20 protein-coding genes are annotated in these 26999 nt (G+C 65.4%); 2 read left to right on the top strand and 18 right to left on the bottom strand.

Annotated elements, in window-relative coordinates:
* Positions 1 to 7: 7 nt before the first annotated feature.
* From J5F18_RS19585 to acnA, 18 genes are all read right to left on the bottom strand, one after another.
* Positions 8 to 2581, bottom strand: a complete 2574-nt coding sequence (locus J5F18_RS19585; RefSeq protein WP_346300183.1) for a hypothetical protein — start codon at positions 2579 to 2581, stop codon at positions 8 to 10.
* Positions 2578 to 5991: a putative baseplate assembly protein gene (locus J5F18_RS19580; protein WP_346300182.1), complete on the bottom strand. Its 3414-nt coding sequence runs from the start codon at positions 5989 to 5991 to the stop codon at positions 2578 to 2580. Before J5F18_RS19580 ends, J5F18_RS19585 begins: the two co-directional genes overlap by 4 nt.
* Positions 5988 to 8609 carry a hypothetical protein gene (locus J5F18_RS19575; RefSeq protein ID WP_346300181.1) on the bottom strand — a complete coding sequence of 874 codons (2622 nt, stop codon included), beginning with the start codon at positions 8607 to 8609 and terminating at the stop codon, positions 5988 to 5990. Before J5F18_RS19575 ends, J5F18_RS19580 begins: the two co-directional genes overlap by 4 nt.
* Positions 8606 to 8968 (bottom strand): GPW/gp25 family protein, encoded by a 363-nt coding sequence (locus tag J5F18_RS19570; protein WP_346300180.1) that lies wholly within the window; start codon positions 8966 to 8968, stop codon positions 8606 to 8608. The genes J5F18_RS19575 and J5F18_RS19570 overlap by 4 nt, the downstream gene beginning before the upstream one ends.
* Positions 8969 to 9287: 319 nt before the next feature.
* Positions 9288 to 9785 (bottom strand): phage baseplate assembly protein V, encoded by a 498-nt coding sequence (locus J5F18_RS19565; RefSeq protein WP_346300179.1) that lies wholly within the window; start codon positions 9783 to 9785, stop codon positions 9288 to 9290.
* Positions 9782 to 10918 (bottom strand): hypothetical protein, encoded by a 1137-nt coding sequence (locus J5F18_RS19560; protein ID WP_346300178.1) that lies wholly within the window; start codon positions 10916 to 10918, stop codon positions 9782 to 9784. The genes J5F18_RS19565 and J5F18_RS19560 overlap by 4 nt, the downstream gene beginning before the upstream one ends.
* Positions 10915 to 11214, bottom strand: coding sequence for a hypothetical protein (locus tag J5F18_RS19555; RefSeq protein WP_346300177.1), 300 nt, complete (start codon positions 11212 to 11214; stop codon positions 10915 to 10917). The genes J5F18_RS19560 and J5F18_RS19555 overlap by 4 nt, the downstream gene beginning before the upstream one ends.
* Positions 11215 to 11223: 9 nt before the next feature.
* Positions 11224 to 11841 (bottom strand): hypothetical protein, encoded by a 618-nt coding sequence (locus tag J5F18_RS19550; protein WP_346300176.1) that lies wholly within the window; start codon positions 11839 to 11841, stop codon positions 11224 to 11226.
* Between the two features lie 4 nt (positions 11842 to 11845).
* On the bottom strand, positions 11846 to 12868 hold the full coding sequence (locus tag J5F18_RS19545) for a HEAT repeat domain-containing protein (RefSeq protein ID WP_346300175.1): 1023 nt from the start codon (positions 12866 to 12868) through the stop codon (positions 11846 to 11848).
* Between the two features lie 15 nt (positions 12869 to 12883).
* Positions 12884 to 14647 carry a DUF4157 domain-containing protein gene (locus J5F18_RS19540; RefSeq protein ID WP_346300174.1) on the bottom strand — a complete coding sequence of 588 codons (1764 nt, stop codon included), beginning with the start codon at positions 14645 to 14647 and terminating at the stop codon, positions 12884 to 12886.
* Entirely contained in the window at positions 14644 to 14877 is a 234-nt protein-coding gene (locus J5F18_RS19535; protein WP_346300173.1) for a hypothetical protein, read from the bottom strand. The genes J5F18_RS19540 and J5F18_RS19535 overlap by 4 nt, the downstream gene beginning before the upstream one ends.
* Positions 14874 to 16979 (bottom strand): ATP-binding protein, encoded by a 2106-nt coding sequence (locus tag J5F18_RS19530; protein WP_346300172.1) that lies wholly within the window; start codon positions 16977 to 16979, stop codon positions 14874 to 14876. Before J5F18_RS19530 ends, J5F18_RS19535 begins: the two co-directional genes overlap by 4 nt.
* Positions 16976 to 18280 (bottom strand): DUF4255 domain-containing protein, encoded by a 1305-nt coding sequence (locus J5F18_RS19525; RefSeq protein ID WP_346300171.1) that lies wholly within the window; start codon positions 18278 to 18280, stop codon positions 16976 to 16978. Before J5F18_RS19525 ends, J5F18_RS19530 begins: the two co-directional genes overlap by 4 nt.
* A 3-nt stretch (positions 18281 to 18283) precedes the next feature.
* Positions 18284 to 18451, bottom strand: coding sequence for a hypothetical protein (locus J5F18_RS19520; protein WP_346300170.1), 168 nt, complete (start codon positions 18449 to 18451; stop codon positions 18284 to 18286).
* A gap of 878 nt (positions 18452 to 19329) precedes the next feature.
* On the bottom strand, positions 19330 to 20049 hold the full coding sequence (locus tag J5F18_RS19515) for a hypothetical protein (RefSeq protein ID WP_346300169.1): 720 nt from the start codon (positions 20047 to 20049) through the stop codon (positions 19330 to 19332).
* Between the two features lies 1 nt (position 20050).
* Positions 20051 to 20578 carry a phage tail protein gene (locus J5F18_RS19510; protein WP_346300168.1) on the bottom strand — a complete coding sequence of 176 codons (528 nt, stop codon included), beginning with the start codon at positions 20576 to 20578 and terminating at the stop codon, positions 20051 to 20053.
* 32 nt (positions 20579 to 20610) lie between these two features.
* Positions 20611 to 22227 (bottom strand): phage tail sheath C-terminal domain-containing protein, encoded by a 1617-nt coding sequence (locus tag J5F18_RS19505; protein WP_346300167.1) that lies wholly within the window; start codon positions 22225 to 22227, stop codon positions 20611 to 20613.
* Between the two features lie 420 nt (positions 22228 to 22647).
* The gene (gene acnA, locus J5F18_RS19500) at positions 22648 to 25407 is read right to left on the bottom strand and encodes an aconitate hydratase AcnA (protein ID WP_346300166.1); all 2760 of its coding nucleotides are present in this window, start codon (positions 25405 to 25407) and stop codon (positions 22648 to 22650) included.
* A gap of 255 nt (positions 25408 to 25662) precedes the next feature.
* On the opposite strand from acnA, the gene J5F18_RS19495 reads away from it, so the two are divergent.
* Positions 25663 to 25884, top strand: a complete 222-nt coding sequence (locus J5F18_RS19495; protein WP_346300165.1) for a CPXCG motif-containing cysteine-rich protein — start codon at positions 25663 to 25665, stop codon at positions 25882 to 25884.
* A gap of 59 nt (positions 25885 to 25943) precedes the next feature.
* Positions 25944 to 26894 carry a thioredoxin-disulfide reductase gene (gene trxB, locus J5F18_RS19490; RefSeq protein ID WP_346300164.1) on the top strand — a complete coding sequence of 317 codons (951 nt, stop codon included), beginning with the start codon at positions 25944 to 25946 and terminating at the stop codon, positions 26892 to 26894.
* Positions 26895 to 26999 lie beyond the last annotated feature (105 nt).

Genomic DNA, 26999 nt, shown 5'->3' with positions numbered 1-26999 from the left:
TACCCTCCTAGCTGGCAAACAGGAGCCCGGCGGACATACCGGCTGGAACGTGGCCCGCAAGTCGCGCCGAGAGCGCCGAGGCGCGTTGTGGTTGGTAAAGGTCGTGGAATGCGCCCATCTCGGAGGCGTCGCTGGCGCCCTCGCGTATGGCAGGAGCAGTGCAGAGGTCGAGCTGGCAGTAACCCGGGCGGCCATAGCGGCGATCCACGAAGAGCGGGTGCACAGCCGATCGTGCTTCTTCGCGCAGGCGATCACGGTAGGCTGCGCCGTCGTCCAGGAAGGTATACGCCGAGATAAACGCGCCGATATGTGGTGGCTCGGCCAGCGAGGCCACGGTCAACCGTGCGGTCAGCACGGCACGGCCGGCGGGGGGAAGTTGCGCAATCTCCCAGACCGGCGGATCGATGTCGTCGACCAGTGCGCCGCGACTGACGGTAACGTCAGGATCCGGTTCGAAGGGGCTCTGGGAAGCGTCGCCGGGCCTGCGCGGCGGGTTGATTGTGATCGCGATCCCTGCCGTGGTCCGCGGGCCCAAATTGTCGATCGCCAGCGTCAGTGTGAGGGTCTCGCCAATGGCCGGTGCCGGATTGCTGGTGTCGAAGTGCAGTCGCAGGTTGGCAGACTCGGGAATCGATTCCTCGATCACCCCCATGTCGCCCCCGACATGGATTGGCGCAACGACCGGTCCGCCGCGCTCTGCCACCGGCAGCGCCTCGAGCGCTTCGCTCACCGCCAGGTCCGGCTGGCAGCGGTAGCGGTGCGGTGTGCGTGAGCCAGCGGGCACGTAACAGAATCGCATACAGCCGATCTGGCGCCGCGCCACGCGGACAGTGCCGGTGAAGAGACTGTCCTCGGCGAGAAGGATCGCGTGGGTCTGCACCTGGCCTATCACCGTGCTCCGGTGAATGCGGAGTACGGCATGCGCCAGCGGCCAGGACGGTGCGCCCACCGCTTCGCGCGTTTCGGAAGTGGCATCGACGATGCTGTCGGTGATCGTGATCAGCGCCGGGTCGGCGCCGACCTCATCCTGGCTCACCTGGATAGACCCCAGGATGGACCGCTCGATCGTCACCACCGCGGTGCAGTCAATCAGCTCGAGGCTCGGCTCGACCGGCCGGCTGGGGCTGCAATCGGGGCCGATGCTCCAGCCGGGGACGAGCGTTGCATGTGAAATCCGCAGCTTGGCCATCGGGCCTCGGCACTGCAGGCTGCGCCCCGTGATCACGACCCCGTCGATCACGAACCGGCTGCCGGTCGCGCCCTGTACCGCCATAGCGTCACCGCGGGAGGCACGGTAGTCCAGCAGACGCAGCACGGCCCGGGTCCCATTCCGGGCCCTCAGCTGCAGGCTCTGTGCCTCGCGCAAGGCGATAGCCAGCGGCTCGGTATAGACGCCGCCGTCGACGATCTCGATGACAGCATCATCGGGATCGTCCGCGCGCCAGGCCTCGAGTGCCGTGCCGATCGATGGGTACTTCGCCCCTTCCCCTACCGGGTAGGTGGCGGCACCCCCAGGCTGGCGCAATGCGCGCGGATAGGCGCCGCCGCCGGTGTCGTCGCTGAACCCGTAGTGGTAGCGTACGTGCACGTCGCCAGCGGGCGCCTGCCGCTTGTGAAAGGCGATCCGACCGAGCTCAGGGTCTACGGCGATGTGGTTGCGGGCGGGTTGGTAGTGCCAGCCACTCAGATCCGCCACGATGACTTTCTCCGCCTCTACCAGCCCACCTTCGCCACGCCGCGGCCAGTCCTCCGCCCAGATGGCAAAGCTCTTGTCAGGCCCATAATAGGTCGCGAGGTTCTGCGCCAGCACCCGCCGCAGGATCGGCGCGGGGACGTTTGGCGGCTCGGCTAGGGCGTCGGGCCCCGGCTCCGGTACCGGAAGGGTGAACAGGGGCAGGTCATTGCCCAGCACGCTGAACGTGTAAGCGCCCGAACCTAGCTCCTCTCGTGCGTAGGCCGGCTCGTGGGCGACGGCATAGGGCTTCAGCCGCCAGACGTAGGCGCCGACGTGGGGAACGTTGAATGTTCCCTGAGTCCGCGTCGAGGTGATCCGGCGTACGTCGATGGTCCGTGCCACCGAGTCGAACGGCCCCCCCAGCAGCGTCAGTGCCAAGCCATCACGCAGATCCGCCGTGCGCCCGCGCGTCAACCGGTGGTGATTGACGGGCTGCATCCAGGCCAGCAGGCGGTAAAACTCCACAGCCCGCGCCGGCCAATCGGCGGTGTCCTTTGCGATCAACTCCAGCAGGGGTAGCGTCCCCTTGCGCCGTCGGTCGCGGATGCTGTTCGCCACCGCGCGGCGCGGCGTGATAACGGAGGACAGCAGTGCGGTGCGTTCACTGTCCGCGACCACTTGCGGTGGTGTTTCATAGCCGATCAGTGCCCCGATATAGGGCACCACCCAGTCGTCGCAGGTCTCAATGAACCAGTCGGCGTACTGCCGCGCGAGGTCGTCCTCCAGCACGTCTACCTGCTCGGTGACGACCTGCAGGAGGGCGCGAAGCGGTTCGCCGCGCTCGCTATCCCGCTGGCGGTGAACAACGGGTAGAAGGTGGTAGAGCCGGTCGGGATCGCGTGTCATAACGTCACCTCGGTGAGGATCAGCGCGTCCGCAAGCGCGGGGTTCAGATAGACGACCTGCGCCGGGCGTAGCTCTCCGTTCTCGCGCCGCGCCAGCGCCGCGGGCAGATAGGCGCTTGCGAGCGCCGCCTCGGGCCGCGCCGCGAATTCAGCCAAGCGTGCCGCGAGTGTCTCGGGAGTTTCTGCGTCCTTCTCGTACACCGCTTCGAAGAGGTCAACGTCGACATAGTCGACACCGGTTGCGGATTGCATGACGGCGACTACCTGGCTGAGCCGCAGAGGCTGGCCGAGCCCGCGTGCCTCGAAACCGAATGCCTCGAAGAGTCGCTGCCGCAGCGGCGGCTCCACATTCTCCCAGAGGTGGTCGGTCTGGACCCGAACCTTCGCACTCAGGAACACGAAAGCGGCCTCGCGCGGGGCCAACACGACTGGAACCGAGGGGTCTCCGAACCGGGTCAGCGAGGTCATCAGGTTGCGCCAGAGCGCCGACTGCGGGTCGATCGGCGCGTCGGCGGCCCCGGCGAGGGTCAGATGAACCACCTCGCGCCGACCGTCGGTGAGCCGAGCCGCCAGTGCCTTGTCGATCCCGGCGTAGAGTGTGGCGAAATCGGTGTAGTCATCCACCGACACCAGCCGGTCGAGTGCCCGCGTGGCGAGCGGCACTCGAGGTCGCGCCTGGTCCCGGGTCTCGGGGTCCGCGCCTCCGCTTGCACGCCGGGGATTCATGACTTCCTTCACACCGAGCGGCTTCGGCCCCAGCGTGGTGATCTGCTCGGCGTCCACGTTGCCCGGCGAACCAATCCCCACGCGGTAAGTCGCGGTCACGTTTTCCGACCCGCTCGGTACTCGTGCGCCGCGCAGGCCATCGCCGAAGGTGACGGCTGTTGTGCCTTCGTTGTTGGTGGCAATCTGATAGCCGCGGTCCAGAGGGGCCAGCGCCAGGAGGCTCTCGGCTTGTTGCCAGAGGATGTGATTGACGCGAAGTGCGAGCGTATTTTCCGTCCCCGCAGGCGTAGGCGCCGAGATATGGGTGAGCGGGCTACGAGACAGCGCAAAGGTCTGCATCCGCGCGGCGCTGTCCCCGCTGCCGATGGTCTCCCTCACCGTCTCGCCATGGGTGGCGAGTACGACGTTGGCGTTCACCGCCGCGGTGTGGCGCTTGTAGGTGTAGGCGAGTGGCTCGGCGAAGGTCAACCGGGTGTGCAGCGTATCGCCGGGCAGGTCGATCCGGTTGCCTTGTGGGTCGACGATCTGCGCCGTTAGGTGCTCGATGCCCGCGAGCATCGCCAGTTCGGTCCCCTCGACCCCCTCGACCGGCGTGCCGTCCGTGGTCAGTACGTCCGTCCGTTCGCCACTCACCGCTACCCAGCGCCCGGCCTCGAGCCCCTCGTACAGTCCACCGAGTTCCACCTCGACGCCCTTCAGGTCCTCGGTCAGCGGTTCCTCGGCCAGTTCCAGCGGCTCATTCTGGGCATGGATCGTGACCGGGCGGATGTCGGCGAGCGTCGCCTCCGCCCCACTCAGCCAGGGCTGGTCCAGAAGCGCGAGCGTTACCCGCTGGGACAGTCCGTAGTCTGAGCGCACGACACTCCGCACGTCGAGCACACCGTAGACATGGCAACCCTGCATCGGGCCGTCGACCATCAGCCGGCTGCCCGGTACGACACCTGGATACTCGGCATCGAAGGCCAGAATGCGCGTCGCCTCGGGCGTACCGGCGAAGCGGCTCTCGCTGCGTACCACGGTCAGCACGGTAGCGGCGGCATCGATCTGCACCGTTACCTGACTGCCGTTTCCGCCGGTGAATTGCGCCGGCTCAGGTGTGGGCGAGATCCCTCCGACGATGAAATCGAACTGGACGACCAGGCCGGTGTTCGCGGCAGCGGCCTCAACGGCGCCGCTGAACTCTGAATCGATGACGAAGGCATGGCCGAAGACGAACCACCGGGATTCCTCGCCCCCACCTCCCGCCTGGCGCCAGTTCACCCTGACTGTCCGCAGCCGTCCCGTCCCATCATCTGCGACGTGGTAGAGCGCCTCTACCTCGAGATTGACCCCGTCGAAGCCCTCGCGCCAGCGGCGGATCCCGCGCCCCCCGTCGGTTTCGGCGAGTTGATCGAGGCCCAGGATTACCTCCCGCGCCGCGGTCATCGGATCCCAGACCCGGATGGTCAATTCCAGCGGCGCCGCTTCGCCTTCAGAGAGGTTGACCGCCTCCTCAAAGGCTCGATCCAGGCTCGCGTCTCCGGCCAGCGTCGCGCGCGCGGCGACCGACAGGCTGCTGCGCCGCTCGGCCAGCAGCCATTCGCGCCGGGACACGGCGCCGTCCCTGCCATAGATGAACTCGAGCGGGGCCGTCGCACCGAAGGGTACCGCCGAGACCCGCAGCGCCTCTATCCCGTAGCGCTCCTCGGGGCGACTGCCCGTCACCGGGGCGTTGGCGTAGGCGGTGAAGAGCTGGCCGCGCAGCGTTGGTGCGAATTCTGCCAGGAGCTTCGGGCCGAGATTCGCCGAGGTGGAGTAGGTGCGCGCCGGATCGCGGCCCAGCTGGAATCTCGAGGCAGGCTGATCCGATGGCGGCCGACGCAAGGCCTTCACCACGTCGCCCAGCAGTGCCAAAGGTGACCGCTCCGCTGTCTCCTTCAGCCCGGTGAACGCGGTCGTGTGGAGGGCTCGTTTTTCGGCGAAAGCGATCCGCGTGAGCTGCGACTCGGCATCGGGCTCGACGCTGCGCAGAACGTAGGGCAGTAGCGCGCCGGGGCCCACTACCAGGATCATCTGGCTCGCCTCCAGCCCGGTCTCGGTGCCGGCGAGAAATCCCGTCATGGTGCCCGTGAAGCCAGGGGAGGGGGGAAACAAAACGTAGGGTTGCGACAAGCGCACGGGCAGGGTGTTCCAGTCCGCCCGGGCCTCCAGCGCCTCGAAGGTCTCGAAGGGCTCTGCGTTCTCGCCGGACGCCGGCAGGCTGCGCGCCAGTGTGCCTGCCGGAATCGTGACCTCGTAGCCATCCTCCAGCGTGAAGGCGAGATAGACGCTCGCCGCGACGCCGGGCCGCAGCCGGTAGCCCACCAGCCGGCCGAGTTCGAGAATCGAGCGGCGCTCGGTGGCGGTGGCCAGATAGCCCTCGTTGGCGATCCGCTCTTGGTAGAAGGTCAGCACGTCCGCCACCACCGCCCAGGCGTCGAGTAGCGCGATCGAGGGGTCGGACGGCTCACGCGTGCTCAACCGCTGCAGTGGCCGGGTGCCGTTCGGCAGTTCGTGGTGGGTCAGCCGCGCGATCATCGTTGCCAGGAAATCGGCGTGGGTGCCGACCCGGGCGGCGATCTCGGAGAGTCCCTGGCGGTTGTGGATGGTGCGTGGCGTGACCGGCTCGATGCCCTCGCAGCAGCCGCAGGTCGGATCGGTATTCATCGTCCCCCTCGCATGGTGAAGGTGACGCGCCCGTTCTCCGGCGCGTTCGGGTCGCTGTCGGCCTGCGCGATTTCAAGCGCGCCGATCGGCAGCACTCCTGCGGCGAGCTCGCCGTTCGGCCCCTCGTACCTGCGCTCGATCCGGGTCACCTGCACGCTCTCGACCCCCTCGATCGCCTGGGCCGTTGCCATGAGCCGGCTGAGTGAGATGTCGTCGCCAAAACTGAGTGCGTCCGGGTGGAAATAGCCGAGGCTGCCGTCGGCTAGGCAACTGGTGCCGAACCGTGCGTGCAGGGCCGCCTCGACATGGGCGCGCAGGTGGGTAGGTTGCACGCAGATGGTCATGGCAATATCGAGCGGTATCTGGGCCGCCCGGCGCACCGCAAGGTCGTGACCGATGCGGCGAAAGCGGCTGAGTTCGGTGAAGAGCTCGGCCAACAGGTCGTCGTCAGCGACCGCTGCGCCCAGGGCGTCGATCGCCACCCGCACCTCGTACCAGCTGCCGTTCCAGCGCAGTTCGGCTGCGGCCCGCTGGACCTTGGGGTGCCGCGTGGCGATATCGGCGTAGTCTTCCGGGGTGATAGCGCGCGCCAGCACCTGGGAGAAGGCGTAGGGCGCGAGCAGCTTGGCGTCCGTGACGGATTCGGGTGCGGTCCCGCCCACTGCCGGCAGCGGGTTGCGGGGTTTGAGGACGAGCCCGCCGATCGGTGTCGCCTGTACGGCGATGGTCAGTTTGTCGGCACCGATATTCCCATCCGGGCCATTGCCTGTGCGTTTGCGCACCAGAACCCGGCTGAACGCGTCCGGCGCCCGCCCCATACGGTTGTCGCCAAAACGCAGCCGGGCGCGGCGTCGGTCGTCGACCTCGACAGCCACATGTGTATCGAGGCGAGCGCTCGCCAAGAGGTCGCGCACCACGGTCCAGTTCCTGGGGTCGGCTCCTGTCGGGAGCTTGGCCGCGTCGCCGTCCGGTACACAGGCGGCGTCCGGCGTGCTGCGCACCGCGAGGGAAGCGGTCGCCTGATGGGGATCCTGGCGAAGTGCCAGGGAAGCGGGTGCGGCTGTATCCAGCGGGGTAGCGAAGGTCAGGGGTCCGTCGATGGGGGCAGGCGCGAAGCGTCCGGCACGGAGCACGATGTCCTCCGCCTGGCCCTCGGCCACGCAGACCGGTTCCTCATCGGCGAGCGGTACACAGCCCAGGTCCTCCTCCGGCCGCCAGCGGCCGTGGTCGACGAGCACGACGTTGCCGCGCACCACGCTCACATCTTCGAGCAGCACGCATTCAGGAGCGGGGCCAAGGGTCGAGACGCAAAATGGCATTGGCAGCGCGTCCTCCTCGCCCCATGCCACCTCCAGCAGCGGCTGTCCGGTCAGCGGATCGACCGAGGGTGTGACCTCGGTCAGGCGCACCGCGTGCCGGCGCATTGGGTCCGCGTCGGCAGTGTTGGCCGTGTTCGGCCCCATCACCTCCTCGAGGATCAGGACGTCGCCGGTCTGCAGGTACAGCGCACGGGTACCCGGTATCGGGCGAGCTGTGTTGGAGGGGCATTCCGGTTCTGCCTTCTGCTCCGGACCAGGCGTCGGCTCCTCGGGTTCGGAGGGCACCGGCGGTGAGCCGTCAACCAGGGTGGCCGCGGTCGCGCCCTTTGGCAGGCAGCACTGTCGCTCGCCCCAGGTGTAGATGCGGATCCTGTTGTGCGCCTGGTGCAGTGTAATCGAGGCGTCGGCATCGGCGACCAGCGGCGCGAACACCTCGTAGAGGTTCTCCGGCACCGCTTCGAACGGCACCCAGTCGGGCACGCCCTCGGAGGTGTCGGGCGCCCCCTGGAAGCTGGTCACGAAGGAGAGATCCCGCGCCTTCAGGGTGTGGTCCTGGGAGGTCCAGACTGTCACCCAGGCCCGGGCGTTGCAGCCCTCGTGCAGGTGGTAGTCAACGAGCCGCGCATGCCGTCGCACCGAGATCCGCTGTCGGGCGGTGCCGAGATACGCCTCGGTTGCGACCGCGTCCTGTTGATAGCTCAGATAGTCGCCGACATAGGCGAGCAATTCCACCAGCGTGATGCCGATGTCCGGCACGTGACGCTCGGTCCACTCCGGCATGACAACCGCCAGTCGGTCGAGAATCAGCCGGTGGAAACTGGTGTAATCCTTCGCCAGATAATCGATCTCGGGCGCCGGCCTCGCCTCCTCGGGGCAGAGCGGCTCCGGCTTGCAGTCGAGATCGCTCGGACACGCCGCCTTGAAGCTGAACTCGAGGCAGCGGTAGCGCGGGTCGAACGGTGCACCCTCCGGCAGGTTCACGAGGCACAGGCAGTAGGTCGAGAAATCGCCGGGGCGGTCGACCGTCACAACGAGGCAATTGTCGTACTCGGGATCGGTCTGCGGGCAGAGTTGGACGTCAATCACCTTGATGTCGCGTTCCCGCACACCGCCGCAGATCTCGATATTCCCGATGTCGATCCCCTCCGGTGCGGGGCCGAGGAAGTAGATGGTAAGCCGGCGCTGGTCGTCGCTGACCTCGAGATAGTCGAGCCCGTTGACCTGAGCTGCCCGCACTAACTGGCGCCGGGCGTCGTCGCGGCAGTTCAGGTCGGGTTCGGTGCCGCAGCCGCAACTCATGACAGGCTCCGCTCGAAGCTTTCGGTCCGCGTTTCCCCCGAGCGCTTAACCAGATAACGCACATCGACCCTCAGCACAGCTTCCTCGGTCGAGGCGACGAGCACCTGCACGGTGATCAGATCACCCAAGTACTGCTGCAAGCCCGCCTGGGCGGTTCGCTGCAGGCTCGAACCCAGGGCGTCGCTGTTCGGCTCAAACACCACGTCCAGCAGGCCGCCGCCGAAATCAGGGCGATTCACCCGCTCTCCTGCGCGAGTGAAAAGGAACTGCTCGATCATGTCGCGGATGTGATTGTCCTCGCTGGTGAGCGCAGTGCGCCCCCGCTCGTCGAAGTCGAAGGGATAGTCGATGTGGATCATGTCGCCTTCACCCGTGTTTGTGTGGCCACCACGGTGACCCCGGTACCTGTCGGTGCGCATACCGCCTGCGACCCCTGGATCAGTACGGGTTGGCCGCTCGCCTTGACCCTGAGCGCGCCGGTCGTCCAGGCCGCTGTGACGCAGGGTCCGTTGCCGCTAGGCGGGGGCGGTAATGCGCAACCCGCGATCGTATAGGGTACCGGCTGCACCGTGATCTTCTGGCCGCTGACCGAGACCCGCGGGTTGGGGGCCGTGGGCGTCGCCTGTCCGCCATGCAGGCAGAGTACCGTGGCCCCCTGGTGCAGCACGAAGCCCGGCATCAGGTCACCTCCAGCGCAGAGCCGTTGATTGCGGTTTTCGGCCCTTGTAGCGTCACCGTGGCGCCCTGACCGGTTGAGATTTCGATGCCCTGCGCGTTCATCTCGATCTTCAGCCCGCTCTGTGTCTCGACCGTCACGCTGGCGGGGCCCGGTCCATCCATGATGGTGACGGTGGCCGTGTCGGTCTGCAGGACCTTCATCTCGGCGATTTGCGGACTCGCCGGCACGTCGTTGGCGCTATCCCAGAAGCAGCCCATCCAGACGGGGTATTCCGGGTCGCCACATTCGAACATGATCCACAGCTGTGCGCCGACCGGGGGGATGAAGAAGAAGCCCACTCCCGGTCCGGCATAGGGCACACAGGGCAGCGCCCAGGTGAGCGTGTTATCCCCGAAGACGCTCGGCACCTTGATTTGCACGCGCCCCTTGCGCTCGGGATCGACGTTGTTCGCGACCTCGCCGCGGTAAAGACCGTCATGCATTACGCCGTTCGTCATGGCATCACCAGCGGAGTCGTCGTTCCGACCCCTTCCCTCGAAAGTGAGAATTTCTGCTTGTAGAGCCCTTTTTTCACATCGATTGTGTGAGTTACCGACTTGACGTAGAAGCGACCGTCGAAGCTATCGCCGGCGCCCCGTACGTCTACCAGGCTGCGTGGCTTGAGAATTTTTCCATAGCGCAATGCGTCGAGGGTGCCCTCGGCTGTCACCACGTTGTCGAAGGACTTGTCGACCTCGCCTTGCGCGCGTATGCGTTTCGCCGCGTCGGTCTCGCCGTCGGGACCATCGCCAAGGAAGTCGGACTGCCTTGGGTCAGGGACCCGGGCGGCAAGTGGCGGCTGGCGGCTATAGCTGTCCACCCTCTCGCTGCTGCCGTCGGACTTGGTGTAGGTCAAGGCCTTGGGTGACAGTTCGTTGTAGCTGAAGCTCATCGTCTCGACGTTGCTGCCGGGCCCCATGTTCACCGACAGTGCCGGCTGGGGGCGAGTCAGCCGCGGCGGCGGCCCCCAGTAGGCGAAGTTAGTGAGTGGCGTGGGCCCGGGCTCGACGTAGAATACGAAGCCGTGCTTGGCCGCAAGCTTGGTAATGAAACTCCGGTCGGTTTCTTTCGTGGTCTGGCTGCGGGTCTGTTCGGTCACCGGCCGGACTAGCGGATCGGAGGGAACCATGATCTGCGGTACGATCCCGTAGTCAATGATGTAGGGAATCAGAATCAGCCCAACGATCAGATTGTCGCCGAGTTGCGGATAGGGGCGCTGCACCTTCTCCAGATCCATCATCACGCTGACGTCCTCGCCGGTCACCGTGAGCTTGGACGCGCCGGGCTCGTCGCTTGGGGCCAACTGATGCTTGGTAATAATCCCGTCCATGATCGGCTGCGGGGTCACCCCGAAGAGTACGGATAACACCACCCGATTGAACGGCTGCAGCTTGGCTTCCCTGAGCAGTGCAAAGTCCTTGCGGTCAGCAAGGCCGCGACCCACCTGAAACACCATCTGAAATCCCGAGCGGTCGCTGTCCTTCGCCGTTACCTCGACGCTCTGCAGGGCTTCGCTCACCTTGAGTGGCGCAGGGGTGGGCAGGGTTTCGCCCAGCATCAACTGCAGATGAAGACCGAAAAGGTTTATCACGACGGCCCCCCCGGCAGGAGTGCGACGATCAGCCGGCGTCCGACCTCCTCGACCAGTGCCTCGGCGCGCATCGCGTTGTTGACATCGGCGAGCTGCCAGAAGAGTTCCGGGTCGCCCAGGTAGCGTGCGGCGAGGTGATCCAGTTGTTCCCCCTCGGTGACGATGTGCTCGCGGATCACCGTGCCGCTTCCGGCAGGTGGCAAGAAACGCCTTGCGACATAGCGGATCTCGCGCCCGTCCGGCCCCTTCGTGATGAGGGTCTCGAGGGTCGCATAACGGCTGCCAGGGTCGAACATCGTCTCACCTCACTCGAACAGTTCGTCCAGGTTGTCCACATTGCCGATACTGCCGATGGTGGCGAACACCTCCTTGGCGATCTGGTGCAGCAGGAAGATCCAGTAGCCCGGGTGGGTGAGGGACAGGTCGTTGTAGCTCAGCACGCGCAGGCTCAGGCTCGCCTTGGCCTCGATCGGGTTCAGGTTCGAGTCGAACTTCTGTTCCTCGATCGTGAACTCCTTGATCTGTACCGGCAGGATTCGCTGCGGCCCCCAGACGAAGAGTGTCAGCGGCCCGGTGGGCGGGATCACCTCGATGGTGCCGGTGGCCAGGAGCACCGTATTGGTGATCACCAGCGCGCTCTTCGGATACACCAGCATTTCGAGTGCCGAGAGCTGCGGATAGAGTCCCAGCGACTCGGTAATCCCGTCACCGATGTCGAGATCGTCCGCGGCGTCGAACTTGAGATCGAACTTGATCGTCTCCTCCGGCGGCCCCTTCAACCGCTCGGTCTCGAAGATCGACCCGGCCGTGCCCGAGGTCTGCGGTCCCAGCGTCCGGGTGAGCTTTTCCGGATTGAACTGGAACACCGTCAGCGAGGCGACGGGGTTGAAGGGGTCGAGACCTATCAGGGCGCCTTTACGCATTTTGCTACTCCAGGTTTCCGCCGCGGGTTAGGGCTTCGACGAGTAACTCCGTCAACGAAGGATCGAACACCGTAATTAAAGATGCATGATAGAGTCGACCTTCATACGAGTAGCCGGACACAATGGCTAAAACACCTTCGTCGCAATCCAACCTGGACTGTGCCATACATTCAGAGCGCATCGTGAGGGATGACGTCGTGGGTACGAGGCAATTTCCCATACCCGCTGGCCAGATCGGCCGCAGCCCTTCGCTCAGGACAATCGCTATGATGTGAACTGTTGCACGCGATTCGATACGGGCGATCGCTTCGGCCGCCTCAGCGCTTACCATTCGACCATTCTCCGCCTGTCCACTGTCGCCATCGGCTAAGGCGGCGAGTGCTGTCAGCTCCTCCGTACTCCCGATCTCTCCGAGTGCGAAGGCTGCCCAATACCGCACCTCGGCCGATGGATCGACTAGCGAACGTCGTAAGACGGGGCGCGCTGCATCCTCTCGGAGATCAGCAAGCGCCTCTACTGCTGCACCGCGCACATGGTTGGTCTCGTTCGGGTCGGCAACGACCCTAGCAAGCGTTGCCACCTCGGGTTCCGCTCCGAGTGTGCCGAGCGCGTAAACTGCTGCGCGACGAACCTCCTCGGCCGAATCTTGGAGGAGAGACTCTAGGTCAGGTAACGACGACATAGCGATCTGTCCGCCAAGGTCGCCGAGCGCGTGTGCTGCAGCCGCCCGCACCGCTGCAGCCGGATCGTGCAACGCTACTAACATCGAAGCCACGCCCCGGTCATCGTTGAGACGTGACAAGGCCCAAAGCCCAGTACAACGTGTTGTGACCGGTATGCTGTCTTCCAGCTGTAGTTTCAATAGATCCTGGTATTGGCATACTCCGGCCTTGGATAGTTGCTGCAGGTCGGCCTCAACCCTGGCTTGAAAGTCAGAAGGTATTGCAGACAAAATTTCGCGAAGTCGTTGCCAGATTCCCGGCGTATCGGGGAGGGCCGCTGCATCGTGTTCAGATTTTAAAATCACGGCCGTCACCCCACTTTACTGAGAACAATCACACTGGCAATGGCGTTTGTAGCAACCGGATGGAACGCTGTTGTTGGCGTCTCTCTTGGCAGCTTTGCAAGCTTCATTTTGGTTTGGCCCGCTGCCTCTCCCGGTTGCGCGCTTGTTCTGACATTGCGGCTCCGTGCCTTCTACGTTGCAGCTTGCCGTACAGTGCCAAGGTCGAGCCTGGGTACCACTGCCCGGCGCATCGCTGCCGGGGCCGCCCGAGCGCGCGCTACTGGTGATCGCCAGATCCATCCCTTTCAACACCCGGATTGCGCCGGTTAAGGTGGCGCCAGTGCCCGTAACAACTCCATTACGATGGCTGATCTGGTCGACAGACCCATCGACCAAGTGGTAGAGCGGACGCATTTTCACGCTGTAGGTAACGCCGCCTTGCAGATTCGGCTGAGTGAAATTCCGACTTAACGATTGTGTTTCGGAAACAGATACCGAATGCGTCCGGCTTATGGACTGAGTCGCCGAGAAATTTAAGCTGCGTGAGAATCCACCCGACAATCCCTCGAACTCGAACCCAATGTTGCTGCTTTGCTGTCCACCGACTGTGACGCTGGTGGTCGTGGTCTGACTGTCAGTTGTTGATCGTGTCGCGCTGGCAGAGAAATTGTATTGCAGTATTGCTCCATCTTCAGCTGGAGTAAAATTGTCCTGCCAGACTATCGGGCCTACTTCCTCCTGCAGTGTGGTTCGGGGATTGCGTATCGGGTTTTCGTATACATGAAATGTATCATAGTCATGAGGATACGCATCTGGATCGCCTGTCAACCAAGGTTGGCTACGGTCCACTTGGTACCATAACGACCACAGGGCAGAGCCATCACTGGGTGTTCCGGAAGCGATATTCGATCCTGTAATGTTATAGCTACCATAGGGAGTCCTTCGGTTCGAATCTATGCGGGTATCTGAGGCGTCATATAATTCCCATAGCGACGACCATGCATGGAGTGCGATCCACCTGCATCCGGTAGTATAGTTAATATTGTAGGTGCCATTGAAATGACTTTTCACAAAGTCAGGAACATTTGTGTCAAGACCGAAACCGCAGTACCGATAGGTGCTGCCGCTGGGTGGGGCCGGGAGCATCTGTATTACGTTGCCAACATCTGCCTGGCTGATCGTGGGGCTGGCCTGAAGATTCGCTGCTTCTCTGTCCGGCTGCAGCTCGTCCTGCATTAATGAACCAGGGATCGTGTTGCGAATAATGCGATTCGCGACGTTGTCAGCCTCAGCTTCCAGTGAGCCGCCGCTAGGTCCCACAGTGAGGTTGGGTCCCGAGGGCCGGCCCGATTGTTGCACCACATGTGTTAGTTCGTGCGCCAGAAGCCAGCGTCCGCTGGATGTGCCAGGATCGTATTCGCTGGAGCCAAAGACTATGTCGCTGCCTGAGGTGTAGGCACGCGCACCGATAGCACTGGCAGAGTCTTGCGCCATCTTGTCTGTGTGCACTCGAACATTGCTAAAATCACGGCTGAAACTACGCTCCATGTAATCTCGATCTGTGTTCTCTAGAGGACGGCCTGGCGTGCGGAGCACGTTATGAACAAGAGGCGGTGGTGATGCAAGAGCCTGCCCGAAACCAGCGCGTTGAATCTCTCTATGGCGTTTCTTGCAACCGCTGCATTCGGCCCCGCCCGATGTGTGTTGACCGCAGGTGCATTTTCGCTGCAGCAGGCCGGTCGCAATGGGTGATATGGCCTCACTGGTTTGATGGGCTCTAGTGTAACGGTGTGCGGTCATCGGCTCAGTTCTCCATGAATGCCCGCGGCGATCTTGGCGCCGAGCTCAGCGGCTGGAGTGTCCGCTACATCCGGCCGGTGCGCGGTCTTAACGGGTCTAATGCCTGCGAAACTTTCGGCACTAATCCGCTCGCTCAGTGCTCCGGAGATGGCCGCGCGAAGCGACTCCGGCGTAACGCCCTCCGGTAATGCGTCGACTACGATTGTCCTGATCTCCACCTCGACCTTCATGCGCCTGCCTCCTTGACGGTCGCCGGCTCGCGCCAGCGGAAGTCCGCCTCGTGGATCGGGCGCTCGAGTTTCTCGTACTCGGCCCGCGCCGCGGCGAGGACGCGGGGCATTGTCACCGACGCGCCTTCCTCCGCCGCGATGAAGGTGGCGTTGAGCGCCACCGTGGCGATATTGCCGCCCGACAGGTTCAGTTTTGCCAGACGGTCGTAGTCGAGGCCTTCCCGTGGCACACCCTCTGGCCAGGCCCGCCTCCAGATCGCGCGGCGCTGGACGGGGCCCGGATAGGGGAAGTTGATCACGAAGCGCAGGCGGCGCAGGAAGGCGTTATCCAGTGCGCCGCGCATGTTGGTCGAGAGGATCGCCAGGCCGCGGAAGCTCTCGATCCGCTGCAACAGGTAGCTGGTCTCGATATTGGCGTAGCGGTCGTGGCTGTCGCGCACCTCGGAGCGTTTGCCGAACAGCGCGTCGGCCTCATCGAAGAACAGGATGGCGCCACCGCCCTCGGCCGCGTCGAAGAGTTGGCGCAGGTTTTTCTCCGTCTCGCCGATGTATTTCGAAACCACCGCCGAGAGGTCGATGCGGTAGAGCCGCAGATCGAGCGCATTGGCGATCACTTCGGCCGCCATGGTCTTGCCGGTACCGCTATCGCCGGAAAAGAGCGCGCTGATGCCGAGCCCACGGTTCATGCGGGCCCGGAAACCCCAGTCGTCGTAGACCTGCGCGCGACGTGCCACCTGGGCGGCGAGCTGGCGTAGCAGTGTCTCCTCTGTCTCCGGCAGCACGATGTCGTGCCAGGTCGCGACGGGGTGGATGCGTTCGGCAAGGCGGTCGAGGTGGAGTGCGCTCGTTTCGATGCAGGCCTGCCAGAGCGCTTCGTTGTCGCCCACGGCGCGCGCAATGTGGTGGATTGCCGGTGCGTTGAGGTCGAACTGGCTCGAGAGTCGCGTGACGGTCTCATGCGGCGCACCACTCAGCACAGCCGACCATACGCGGGCCTGCTCCACCGCCGTCGGTTTGGCGACAGGCACGGCCTGGACCATCGGGCCGAGATCGCCCCGCCCCTCTCGCGCACCGACCAGGAACACCCCACCGGAGCGTGCCAGGAAGCGCGCGAGCGGCGGCTCGGACGTCTCATTGCCACTAACTGGCTCCCGCGCATCGAGGTAGAGCGCGATCGGCATCAGCAAACTCTCGCGGTGCCAGAGCCGCGCCAGCGTCTCGAGCTCGGCGGGCTGACGCGGCAGCATCGTCGCCGGCAGCTTGTATAGCGTCAGGTTGAGGGCACGCGCGGCATGCAGGGCAACCATTTCCTGGCTGATCGGGTCGGTGCCGATCAGTTGCACGAGCGGCGTCGAGCCTTCCGCCATCCGACTCAGATGCCGCGCCGCCTGCCCGGCAGCGGCCTCCTGCGAGGGTGGCAGGCTGCCGTTGAAGAGGGCCTCGAACGGCACGAGGAACGGCGACAGGCGGTCGTCGAGGTAGGAGAGGCCCTTCAGGAAGTTCACCGCCCGCTCGTCAGCGCGCAGTGCGCTCCCGGTCAGCGGTTGGTTGCCCGGCTGATTGATCTCGAGAAACCGCCAGTAGCGGAGCGGTCGGATCGGCGACATCACGTCCCAGGCGGGTTCATCGAAGAGCGCAAGGGCCAGGGCGAAGGTCGGGTACACTCGTGTGACGTCGCCTTGTGCCGCGGCGCAGAGACCGGAGATGCGGGTGTCGAGCTCTACCGCGGCGCACAGCAGCAGCACCTCACGTTCGAACGGTGTCAGGCCAAAGCGGTCGCCGAGGAGGTGGAGCGCCGGGCACGGATCGATCGCCTTTTCGGCCTCCTCGCGCTGGCGCAGGGCGGCGTTCAACTCGGCCTCGCTCGGGGGCTGAACGGGTGGGGGTGCCTTGGTCTCGCCGCTGCCGAAGAAGGTGGTCCAGCGGTTGCCGCCGCGGGGCGCTTCAACGGGGCGTGTATGTTCGGCCGCCAGCGCCATGAGGCGTAGTCGCAGATAAATGACCGAGGCAGACAGCCAGGCGTCGTTCGCCTGTTGCCAGTCCTTGGCGGTGGGCTCGACCGTGGCAGGGTCGGTGGCAGCTGTCTGCTCGGGCAAGGTCATGGCGTGATCGTCAAGGTCTGGGCCGGGTCGAAAGCCGGCGGAACTGCGGTGAGATCGACCGGCAGGCTGTCGATACCGTCGATACGCAGCCGCGCCACGTGATCTCCCTCGGGGAGTCCATCGACGGTGACCGAGACGACACTCGGGGCATCCGGGTCCGCCGGGGTGATGACGCCGCCCGTAACGGGTACCAGTTCCCGGTCACCGATCAGGACGCTCACGCGCTGGTCGACCAGGATTTGTGGTGTTGCGGTCAGCGTCACCGGGAAAGGCTGGGCGGCCACGGGCTGGGAGGCAGGCACCAGCGCGCTGACACGGGGTGCCAATGCAAAGGTCAGCCGGTTGGTTGTCCAGGGCGGCGCATCGGGCCTCGCGACGACCAGTTCCACGGTGTAGAAACCCGCGGGCCAGCTGCGCGCGACAGCCGGGGCCGTGACGGGTGGCAGGGTGAACCGCACGGTGGTGGCGTCCCTCTCGTCCAGCAGTGGCCGTATGTGGGTCGTCTCGCTGCGGTCGTGGGTCAGGCGCACGCTCATGTCGGTGCCGCCGAGGTTCGCGCCTGTCAGCACCACGGTATCGCCAAGCTCAGCCGAGGGTTTCGCCGCGGATGGCGGTGCTGCGAGCGTCGCGTCGAAAAACTCGGCGACACGACTCAAGCTGGGGGCCGGCCCGGCCACCATGGCCGGGCCGGTGTCTGCGGAGCCGCGCCGCAGGACCGGCAGCGCCGCGCGTGCGGCGTGCGCGCTCTCGATCAGCAGCACGCCGACCCTGTAGCCCGCCGAGAGCCGGTATTCGGATTGAAAACCCGACCAGATGCCGCTCAGTTCCTCGACCGTGAAGGGCAGGGCGGTGACGCGCACTCGTTCGGACTGGGCGTCGAGCTCTGCCTGGCTGAGTGCGGCCTGCAGTGCCGCCCGGCTCAGCACCGGGTTGTCGTGCAGGATTCGCATCGCGGTGCCTAGCAGCACCTGGCCAATCAGCTCGTTGTCGTTCTCGGCGTAAACCGTCACAAGGTAGTGGAGGTTCAGCGGCAGCAACGGCGGCTGCGCCTCGCCCGGTCGGCCACGCCGCGGGAGGTCGGTGTTGCGCCAGGCCGGGTCGTATTGGGTGTGATAAAGGTAGAGATTGACCCGGTTTCGGCTGCTATCGGGGCGCGCCTGATCCGGCGGCAAGGTGGTGATGTCGATCTGGTTCATCGGCCTCGCATCGACCGGCAGGGTGCTGTAGTCGGCCGTCGCCACTTCGTTGAGAAGGCTCCGTAGGGTCAGGGTGATGGCGACGATCGACAGGGCATTGCTCATCCCTCAGCCCTCCCTCGAGCGGTGGTCGAGGTAGTCGTCCAGGCTCATCAGCACCGGCTCCGGCCGCGGTGTGCGCGCAGGTGTATCCTTGGCCGGTACGGCGCCGGTGCGGACCTCGATCCGGCCGATGCTGATCTTGACGACGCTTTCGGCTGGCGTGCGTTCAAGCAACCGGAGCGGTTCGGGCACCGGTGCGAGGCTTGGCTCAGGCCCGGGTGTGGGGACGATCGGCTGCGTGGCCCGCGACCACGCTAGAGCCGGCTCGGGGTTCACGGCAGGCTGGTGTGGCGCAGGGGCGAGCGGTGGCCCGGTCGTGGGCGCCGGTGTCTCGGGCGTCTCACCGGCAGGCCTGCGCGAGGCTTGAGACGATGTCTTGGCTTCAGTCCGATGGTCCCGCTTGCGGTTGTCGGGGGCGGGGGGCGGCGCGGGGTCGCGGCGGGGCGACAGCACCATCTGGCGAATGATCTGTTGGAGCGGCCGGTCTGTGCGCGGCGGCTGAAGTTTTGACCGCTCCGGCGTGACCCCCTGCCGCTGCGGATTCCGTGGCGGTTCGGCTGGCAGTGTCACGGGAGAGTCCGGGCGTGTCGCCCGCACCGGCCCTTCCAGGTCCGGTGGCGGGGCCGGCCGTATGTCGCGCGGCTCAGGTGGCGGCACCTCGTTCGTCGGGGGCGGTGGCGGGGGAGTGGCCGGTGCTGCGCTTGGGGCAGGCTGTCGATCCGGGCGCGCCGGGATAACGGGCTCCGGACGAGCCCGCAGGGCCGGCATTTCAGGCGAGGGCGGCATGTCTGTCGCGGGCGCCTGTCGGGAGGCGGCACGCGGTTGCACAGGCGGAGTCGCCGGTGGCACGGATTCTCTCGGCACGGGCCGGGCCTGGGTCGATCCTGGCGCGGTATCCGTGACATCAACCGCGGGCTCTGGTGCTGCGGCACCTGGGCCGCCAGGCTCGAAGGTGGCGAGCGGGCGTGGTTGAACCCCCCCCCGCGCTGCCACGGGCTCAGACCCAGCCGAGGCCCCGAGGTTGCGGGAGACGAGGGAGACCATGAAATCGCTCACGATTGCACCCATTCGATATAGTGCTGCCGTCGCCAGGGGCTGAGGGCCAGCACATCATCCTCGCGCCAGCCGTAGGCACGTGCCAGCACGTGCACCTCTGCCAGGAGGCGGCGCACCCAGGCACCGAGTTCCTCCCACAGAAAACTCAGGATGTCGAACCGTGCCGACCAGCTATGGGAGCAGTTCGGGCAGTTCATTGCGGCTTTCAGATCCGCCCTCGGGTCGGCCTCGCCCATGTGTGCGATGAGCGCCGTGATCTCGGCCTCGTTTAGATCGGCGATTACTGCCGGTTCGCCCTCGCGGTTGATGCCCTGCAGACACGCCTCGAGCAAGGCGCGCGGCGCATCCGGCCCGGGCAGCAGCGCTTCGAGGTCTACGCTGTCGGGCAGGCGGAAGCTTACGCACAGATCCCCGGATTCAAACAGGAACGCCGTCGCTTTTGGTCCTGGCAGTCGCACGTCATCGATCGAGAAATTCAATTCCAACCGCTCGCCGCAGGCGGGGCAGTCGGCGAGGCTCGATAACGTCTCACCGAAGAGCCGAGCGCGGAGCTCCAGGAGCCGGTCGTCACGTTCGCCCAAGGGAAGGCGGGCGAGTGCCTTTTGCTCCATGCCGGTCTCTGCCGCCTCAAGCAGCAGCAGCGCACGGACCCAAGGCGGGCGGCCCTGGCCTGCCTCCCAGATGTGAAGCAACTGATGAGCCGACGGCGTCTGCATTTCAGTCCTCGGGCTCGGTGAAGCTTACCTCGGTCGGCTCGGTCACCGCCGGATCGCGTTCCCAGCCCTCATTTTCGAGCTTCAATGTCTGGATCGCGACCGCGTTCGCGCCAGCATCCAACTCGGGTAGTGACTGGTATTCCGAGGGCCAGCAGCGCAGCACGTTGTAACTGATCGCCAACTGTCCGGTCTCGTTGTACAGCTCGAGAATGATGTCCTTGCGGAAATCTCTCAGCGACACTTCGGCGCCGAGCCCGGAACCCAGGTTCCAGACCTTGTTTGCCCATTTCTCGAACTCGGTGTCATGCGTCACGCCACGTTCCAGCGTGATCGCCTCGAACTTGGTCTGGCCGGGCGACTTCCGCACCGTGGACGGGTCGCCGCCCTCGCGGTGCTCGACCACCTCGGTCGTGCGACTCAGCGCGCTCACCTTGCTGACGCCGGCGACGTAGCGACCATCCCACTTCACCCGGAACTTGAAGTTCTTGTAGGGATCGAAACGCTCGGCGTTGACGGAAAACTGTGCCATTTCACCCTCCTTGACCTGAGCGATCTCTATGATTAAGTCTCGATTTGGCCGGCCATCTGCTGGATTTTAATGACGACGAATTCGGCCGGGCGTAGCGGTGCGAAGCCCACTACTACGTTAACAATCCCGAGGTTGATGTCAGCCTGTGTGGTGGTCTCGCTGTCGGCTTTCACGAAATAGGCGTCGCGGGGCGAACTGCCCTGGAACGCACCCTGGCGGAACAGGTTGCGCATGAAAGCGCCAACGTTCAGCCGGATCTGTGCCCAGAGTGGCTCGTCGTTGGGTTCGAATACCACCCACTGCGTGCCACGATAGAGGCTTTCTTCGATGAAAAGTGCGAGACGACGAATCGGGACGTACTTGTATTCATCGCCCAGCTGATCCGCTCCGCGGAGCGTCCGGGCCCCCCATACGACGCGGCCGGTGATCGGGAAGGTGCGCAAGCTGTTCACACCACGTGGGTTCAACTGACCGTTCTCATCGTCGGTCAATCTGACTGCAAGTTTCGCGACACCACGCAGCGCCGTATCGATCCCTGCCGGTGCCTTCCAGACACCACGTGAGGAATCGGTCCTTGACCAGACTCCGGCGATGACCCCGCAAGCGACAAAGGTATCGATCTGTCCCTCGCGTAATGGATCAGACTGCTGGACGCGCGGGAAATACAGCGCCGCATTTCGCGCCGCGGTCCCGGTGAGGTTCAACGACGCCAGCCCCGTAGCCGGGTTCAGCACCGCTGCAACGTTACCCCACGCGGCTGGCGGATCCACGATCATCATCGCACGTCGCTCTACGCAATAGGCGAGCGCCTCGCCCCAAACCGCAGTGGGAACATCGCCGCCGCGGGTATCAGGTGGGATGCAGAGAATATTGAACAAGTCGGCGTCCTCGAGCGCATACAGCCCTGTCTTGGACGCACGGTCGCCGTTGAAGTCGGGTTGCGTACTCAGGTTGCTGCTGTCCTCGCCATCCGTCGTCACCGGGCTGGAGAGGGCGTCGTCCGTCCAGATCTGGGTAGGATCGGTGATCGCCCCATGCGCCGTCGGAAAAGTGAACGGCGGCACACCGGAGGCGCGGAGCAGGGTGGAACTCGCTTCCAGCACCCGGTCCACCTGCCGCTGACTGGAGACGGTAGTGAGGTTCAGAAAGGTTTCCTGCGCGCCCGTCCTCGTGTCGCGGACCGTCAGATTGAAGAGATCGGCGCTCGTCAGCCCTTCCGCGTCGACCCAGGGCAGTGGATGGGGATCGCCTGGAGTGGCCGGCTCTGGCACGTCGAGGTCGACCCGAACCCGCAGGCTGTTCCCCCAACTGCCGGCGCTCGAGGCTTCCACCAACAAGCCGTTGGCGTCGACCTGAGCTGTGGTGGCGCCGCCCTGCGCCGCCGTCGTGTAGCGCCTCACGATGATCGCCTGGGCGCCGCCATTGGCGAAGAAATCGCGTACCGCGTAGCTCATCGGATAGGCGATGCCGAGCCCACCGAACATCCGCTCGTAATCACCGAAGTTATTGATCACTAAAGGTGTGTTGACCTCACCCCGGGCCGCCCGGCCCAGGAAGGCGGTGATCGAAGTAGCAACGCCGGCGATGGTCCGAACTCCGCTCGGGATTTCCTCGATGTAGACGCCGGGATAGGTCAAGGGAGTGGGCATGGCGCGATTCCTCTGTCAGGAAGTTGACCGGCGCTTTTCACACATGACTACCCCCGCGCCGTAATTCGACAACACGGTGCTGTACTTGTAGGTGAGATGCATGATTCAAGCTAGTAAGCCGGGGGTGAGAATTCCAGCAGTTATTTACTAAAAGAGTGTTTTTGTGACATTGCGTCTGGTTGAGTCCGACAGGCTCCCAGTGAAAGACGAACTTTTTATAGAGGCGCCGCACCCTACAGGTGGCGATTGGCGGTGATCACCACGGGCTAGTCTGAATATTGCGCCAAGGATGAAAAAGTCGGCAGAAAATCGTTTGTGATTCAAGGGGCTTTCTGGGGTAAGACGCTCACGACAAGGCCCCGCCGGTCTCCCGGCGGGGCCTTTCGCTGCCGCGTTGAGGGCGGGCCTCAGGCCGTCCTGTCAGGCCGCGCCGATCATCTTGCGCAGCACATAGTGGAGGATGCCGCCGTGGCGGTAGTAGGCCAGCTCGTTGGCGGTGTCGATGCGGCACAGCGCCTCGAGCGTCTTCTCGCCCTTGTCGCTCTTGATGGTGACCTTCACCTTCCCGCCGGGGGTGAGCTCGGAGAGCCCCGCGATGGAGACTCGCTCGTCGCCGGTCAGGCCGAGGCTCTGGCGGCTCTCGCCCTCGGGGAACTGCAGCGGCACCACGCCCATGCCGATCAGGTTGGAGCGGTGGATGCGTTCGAAGGACTCGGTCAGCACCGCGCGCACGCCGAGCAGGCGGGTGCCCTTGGCGGCCCAGTCGCGGCTGGAGCCCGTGCCGTACTCCTTGCCGGCGATCACCACCAGCGGGGTGCCCTCCTCCTGGTACTTCATGGCGGCGTCGTAGATCGCCATCTGCTCCCCGGAGGGCACGTGGCGCGTCTCGCCGCCGACCACCCCGTCGAGCATCTCGTTGCGAATGCGCACGTTGGCGAAGGTGCCGCGCATCATGATCTCGTGGTTGCCGCGGCGCGACCCGTAGGAGTTGAAGTCCACCGGCTTGACGCCGCGCTCCTGCAGGTAGCGCCCGGCGGGGCTGTCGGGCTTGATGGCACCGGCCGGCGAGATATGGTCGGTGGTCACCGAGTCGCCGAGCAGCGCCAGGATCCGGGCCTCCTGGACGTCCTCGATGGCCTCGGGCTCGCGCCCCATGCCCTCGAAGAAGGGCGGGTGCTGGATATAGGTGGAGTCCTTCGCCCACTGGTAGACCTTGCTCCGGGGAACCTCGATGGCCTGCCAGACGTCGTCGCCGTCGAAGACCGCGGCATACTCCTTGCGGAACATCTCTGTCCTGACCTTCTCCACCGCCTCGGCGATCTCCGCCTGGGAGGGCCAGAGGTCCCTGAGGTAGACCGGTTGGCCGTCGGCTCCGCTGCCGAGCGGCTCGGTCGTCAGGTCGATCTGGACATTGCCGGCCAGGGCATAGGCCACCACCAGCGGCGGCGAGGCGAGCCAGTTGGTCTTGACCAGGGGGTGCACCCGGCCCTCGAAGTTGCGGTTGCCCGAGAGCACCGAGGCCACGGCCAGATCTCCCGCGTCGATGGCGGTCTCGATGGGGGTCGCCAGCGGACCGGAGTTGCCGATGCAGGTGGTGCAGCCGTAGCCCACCAGCTGGAAGCCCAGGGCGTCGAGGTCCTCCTGGACGCCGCCGGCGGCCAGGTATTCGGTGACCACCTTGGAGCCCGGGGCCAGCGAGGTCTTGACCCAGGGCTTGGTGGTCAGCCCCTGCTCCCGCGCCTTGCGGGCCAGCAGGCCGGCGGCCATCATCACGCTGGGATTGGAGGTGTTGGTGCAGGAGGTGATGGCGGCGATGACCACCGCGCCGGGATTGAGCTTGAAGGCGTCGCCGTCCAGATCCACGTCCTGGCTGTCCTCGTGGGTGAAGGCGTGGTGCTCGTAGCTCTCATCCACGCCCACCGCGGTCTGGCCGCCCTCGGACATCCACTTGCCCTTCTCGGTGGAGGGGAGGGACTTGCCGTCGTCCTCCATGAACCGGCTGAAGGCGCCCGGCACGTCGCGGAGGGCGACACGATCCTGGGGCCGCTTGGGGCCGGCCAGGCTGGCCTCCACCTCGCCCATATCCAGCGCCAGGGTATCGGTGAAGACCGGCTCGGCGCCGGGCTCGCGCCACAGCACCTGGGCCTTGCAGTAGGCCTCCACCAGGGCCACCTGGTCGTCGTCGCGGCCGGTCAGGCGCAGGTAGTTGAGGGTCTCGTCGTCCACCGGGAAGAAGCCGCAGGTGGCGCCGTATTCCGGGGCCATGTTGGCGATGGTGGCGCGGTCGGCCAGGGGCAGGTCCTTGAGGCCGTCGCCGTAGAACTCCACGAACTTGCCCACCACGCCCTTCTTGCGCAGCATCTCGGTCACCGTCAGCACCAGGTCGGTGGCGGTGATGCCTTCACGCAGCTTGCCGGTGAGCCGGAAGCCGACCACCTCGGGGATCAGCATGGAGACCGGCTGGCCGAGCATGGCGGCCTCGGCCTCGATGCCGCCCACCCCCCAGCCGAGCACCCCCAGGCCGTTGATCATGGTGGTGTGGGAGTCGGTGCCCACCAGAGTGTCGGGGTAGGCGAAGCGCTTGCCGTCCTGCTCCTTGGTCCACACCGTCCTGCCCAGATACTCCAGGTTGACCTGGTGGCAGATGCCGGTGCCCGGCGGTACCACGCGGAAGTTGTCGAAGGCCTGCTGGCCCCAGCGCAGGAACTCGTAGCGCTCGCGGTTACGCTCCATCTCGATGGCCACGTTGTCCCGGAACGCCGAGGCGTTACCGAACTTGTCGACCATCACCGAGTGGTCGATCACCAGGTCCACCGGGGAGAGGGGATTGATGCGCGCCGGGTCTTCGCCCAGCGCCTCCACGGCGGCGCGCATGGAGGCCAGGTCGACCACGCCGGGCACGCCGGTGAAGTCCTGCATCAGCACCCGGGCCGGGCGGTAGCCGATCTCGCGGTCGGAGCGCGCCTCGCGCTGCCAGTCGACCAGCGCCTGGGCGTCCTCGCGCGAGACGCTCTCGTCATCGGCGAAGCGCAGCTGGTTCTCCAGCAGGATCTTCAGGGTCATCGGCAGCCGCTCGATGTCGCCGAGCGACTCGGCGGCCTTCGCCAGGCTGTAGTAGTGGACGGTGTGGCCGCCGACCTCGAGGGTCTGCAGGGTATCCGGTAGGGCGTCATTGCTCATCGCTATCCTCCTTGGGGGGAGTCGAAACGAACCTTCCTGAAGCCTTCCCGGTCCGTGGGGTGGCATGGCGCCTCTGGCGCCCTCAGGTTGTCATGGTCATGATAGGCGGCGATTTCAAGCGCTGCCCGGCGCATCGGCCGCGGGGGTGCCCTTGAAAAGGCGCCGCGTCGGCGCCATCTAGGCGAGACCACGGTTGTGCCGCCCTCCAGGCTGACATGGCCGGATGACGGCCGGGTGACCGGTCCCGGAGGTACCATGAACGAGGAGCAGCTGGCGTCGCGTCGGGTGCACTGTCCCTACTGCGACGCCCCCTTCGACCTGCTGGTGGATGCCTCCCAGGGTAGCCACCTCACCTGGGAGGATTGCCACGTCTGCTGCGCGCCCATCCAGGTGCGCGTCGAGGTCAGCCCCGCCGGCGGCCTCGACGATGACACCGACTTCACCCTGGCGCTGGGGCGCGACGACGAGGTGCTGTAAGCTCTGCTGCCGCTGTCGGCCCCGGGCCGCCGTTTCCTTCTCTAACTGCGAGGTTCTCCATGAGCGATGCGCGTCACGAACGCCTGATCATCCTGGGCTCGGGCCCGGCGGGCTACTCCGCCGCGGTCTACGCGGCCCGTGCCAACCTGAAGCCGCTGCTGATCACCGGCATGCAGGCGGGTGGCCAGCTGACCACCACCACCGACGTGGACAACTGGCCGGGGGATGACGCCGGCGTGCAGGGCCCGGAGCTGATGGAGCGCATGAAGCGCCACGCCGAGCGCTTCGACACCGAGGTGCTCTTCGACCATATCCACGAGGTGGAGCTGAGGGAGCGCCCCTTCACCCTCAAGGGCGACAACGGCACCTACACCTGCGATGCGCTGATCATCGCCACCGGCGCCAGCGCCCGCTACCTGGGGCTGCCCTCCGAGCAGCAGTTCATGGGCCAGGGGGTCTCGGCCTGCGCCACCTGTGACGGCTTCTTCTACCGCAACCAGGAGGTGGTGGTGGTCGGCGGCGGCAACACCGCTGTGGAGGAGGCGCTCTATCTCTCCAACATCGCCTCGAAGGTGACCCTGGTGCACCGCCGCGACAGCCTGCGCGCCGAGAAGATCCTCCAGGACAAGCTGTTCGAGAAGGCCGAGAACGGCAACCTGGTGCTGGAGTGGAACCACACCCTGGACGAGGTGCTGGGCGACAACACCGGAGTGACCGGGGTGCGGCTCAAGTCCACCGAGACCGGCGAGACCAAGGAGCTGGCCGCGCCAGGGGTGTTCATCGCCATCGGCCATACCCCCAACACCGGCATCTTCGAGGGCCAGCTGGAGATGAGCGGCGGCTATATCCGTGTCAAGTCGGGCCTGGAGGGCAATGCCACCGCCACCAGCGTGCCGGGCGTCTTCGCCGCTGGCGACGTCATGGATCACGTCTACCGCCAGGCGATCACCTCCGCCGGCAGCGGCTGCATGGCGGCCCTGGACGCCGAGCGTTACCTGGACGAACTGTAAGCGCCTAGCGCCTAGCGCCGAGCTACAAGCGCCAAGCTGCTCAGTGACGGGCAGCCGGTGTCGTGGCGGCCAACAAGAAACCCACCGGGATTCGAGTCCGGTGGG

Source organism: Halomonas sp. BM-2019 (assembly GCF_017584085.1).
Note: the sequence above shows the minus strand (reverse complement) of the source record. Positions and strands in the feature narration are given on the sequence as shown.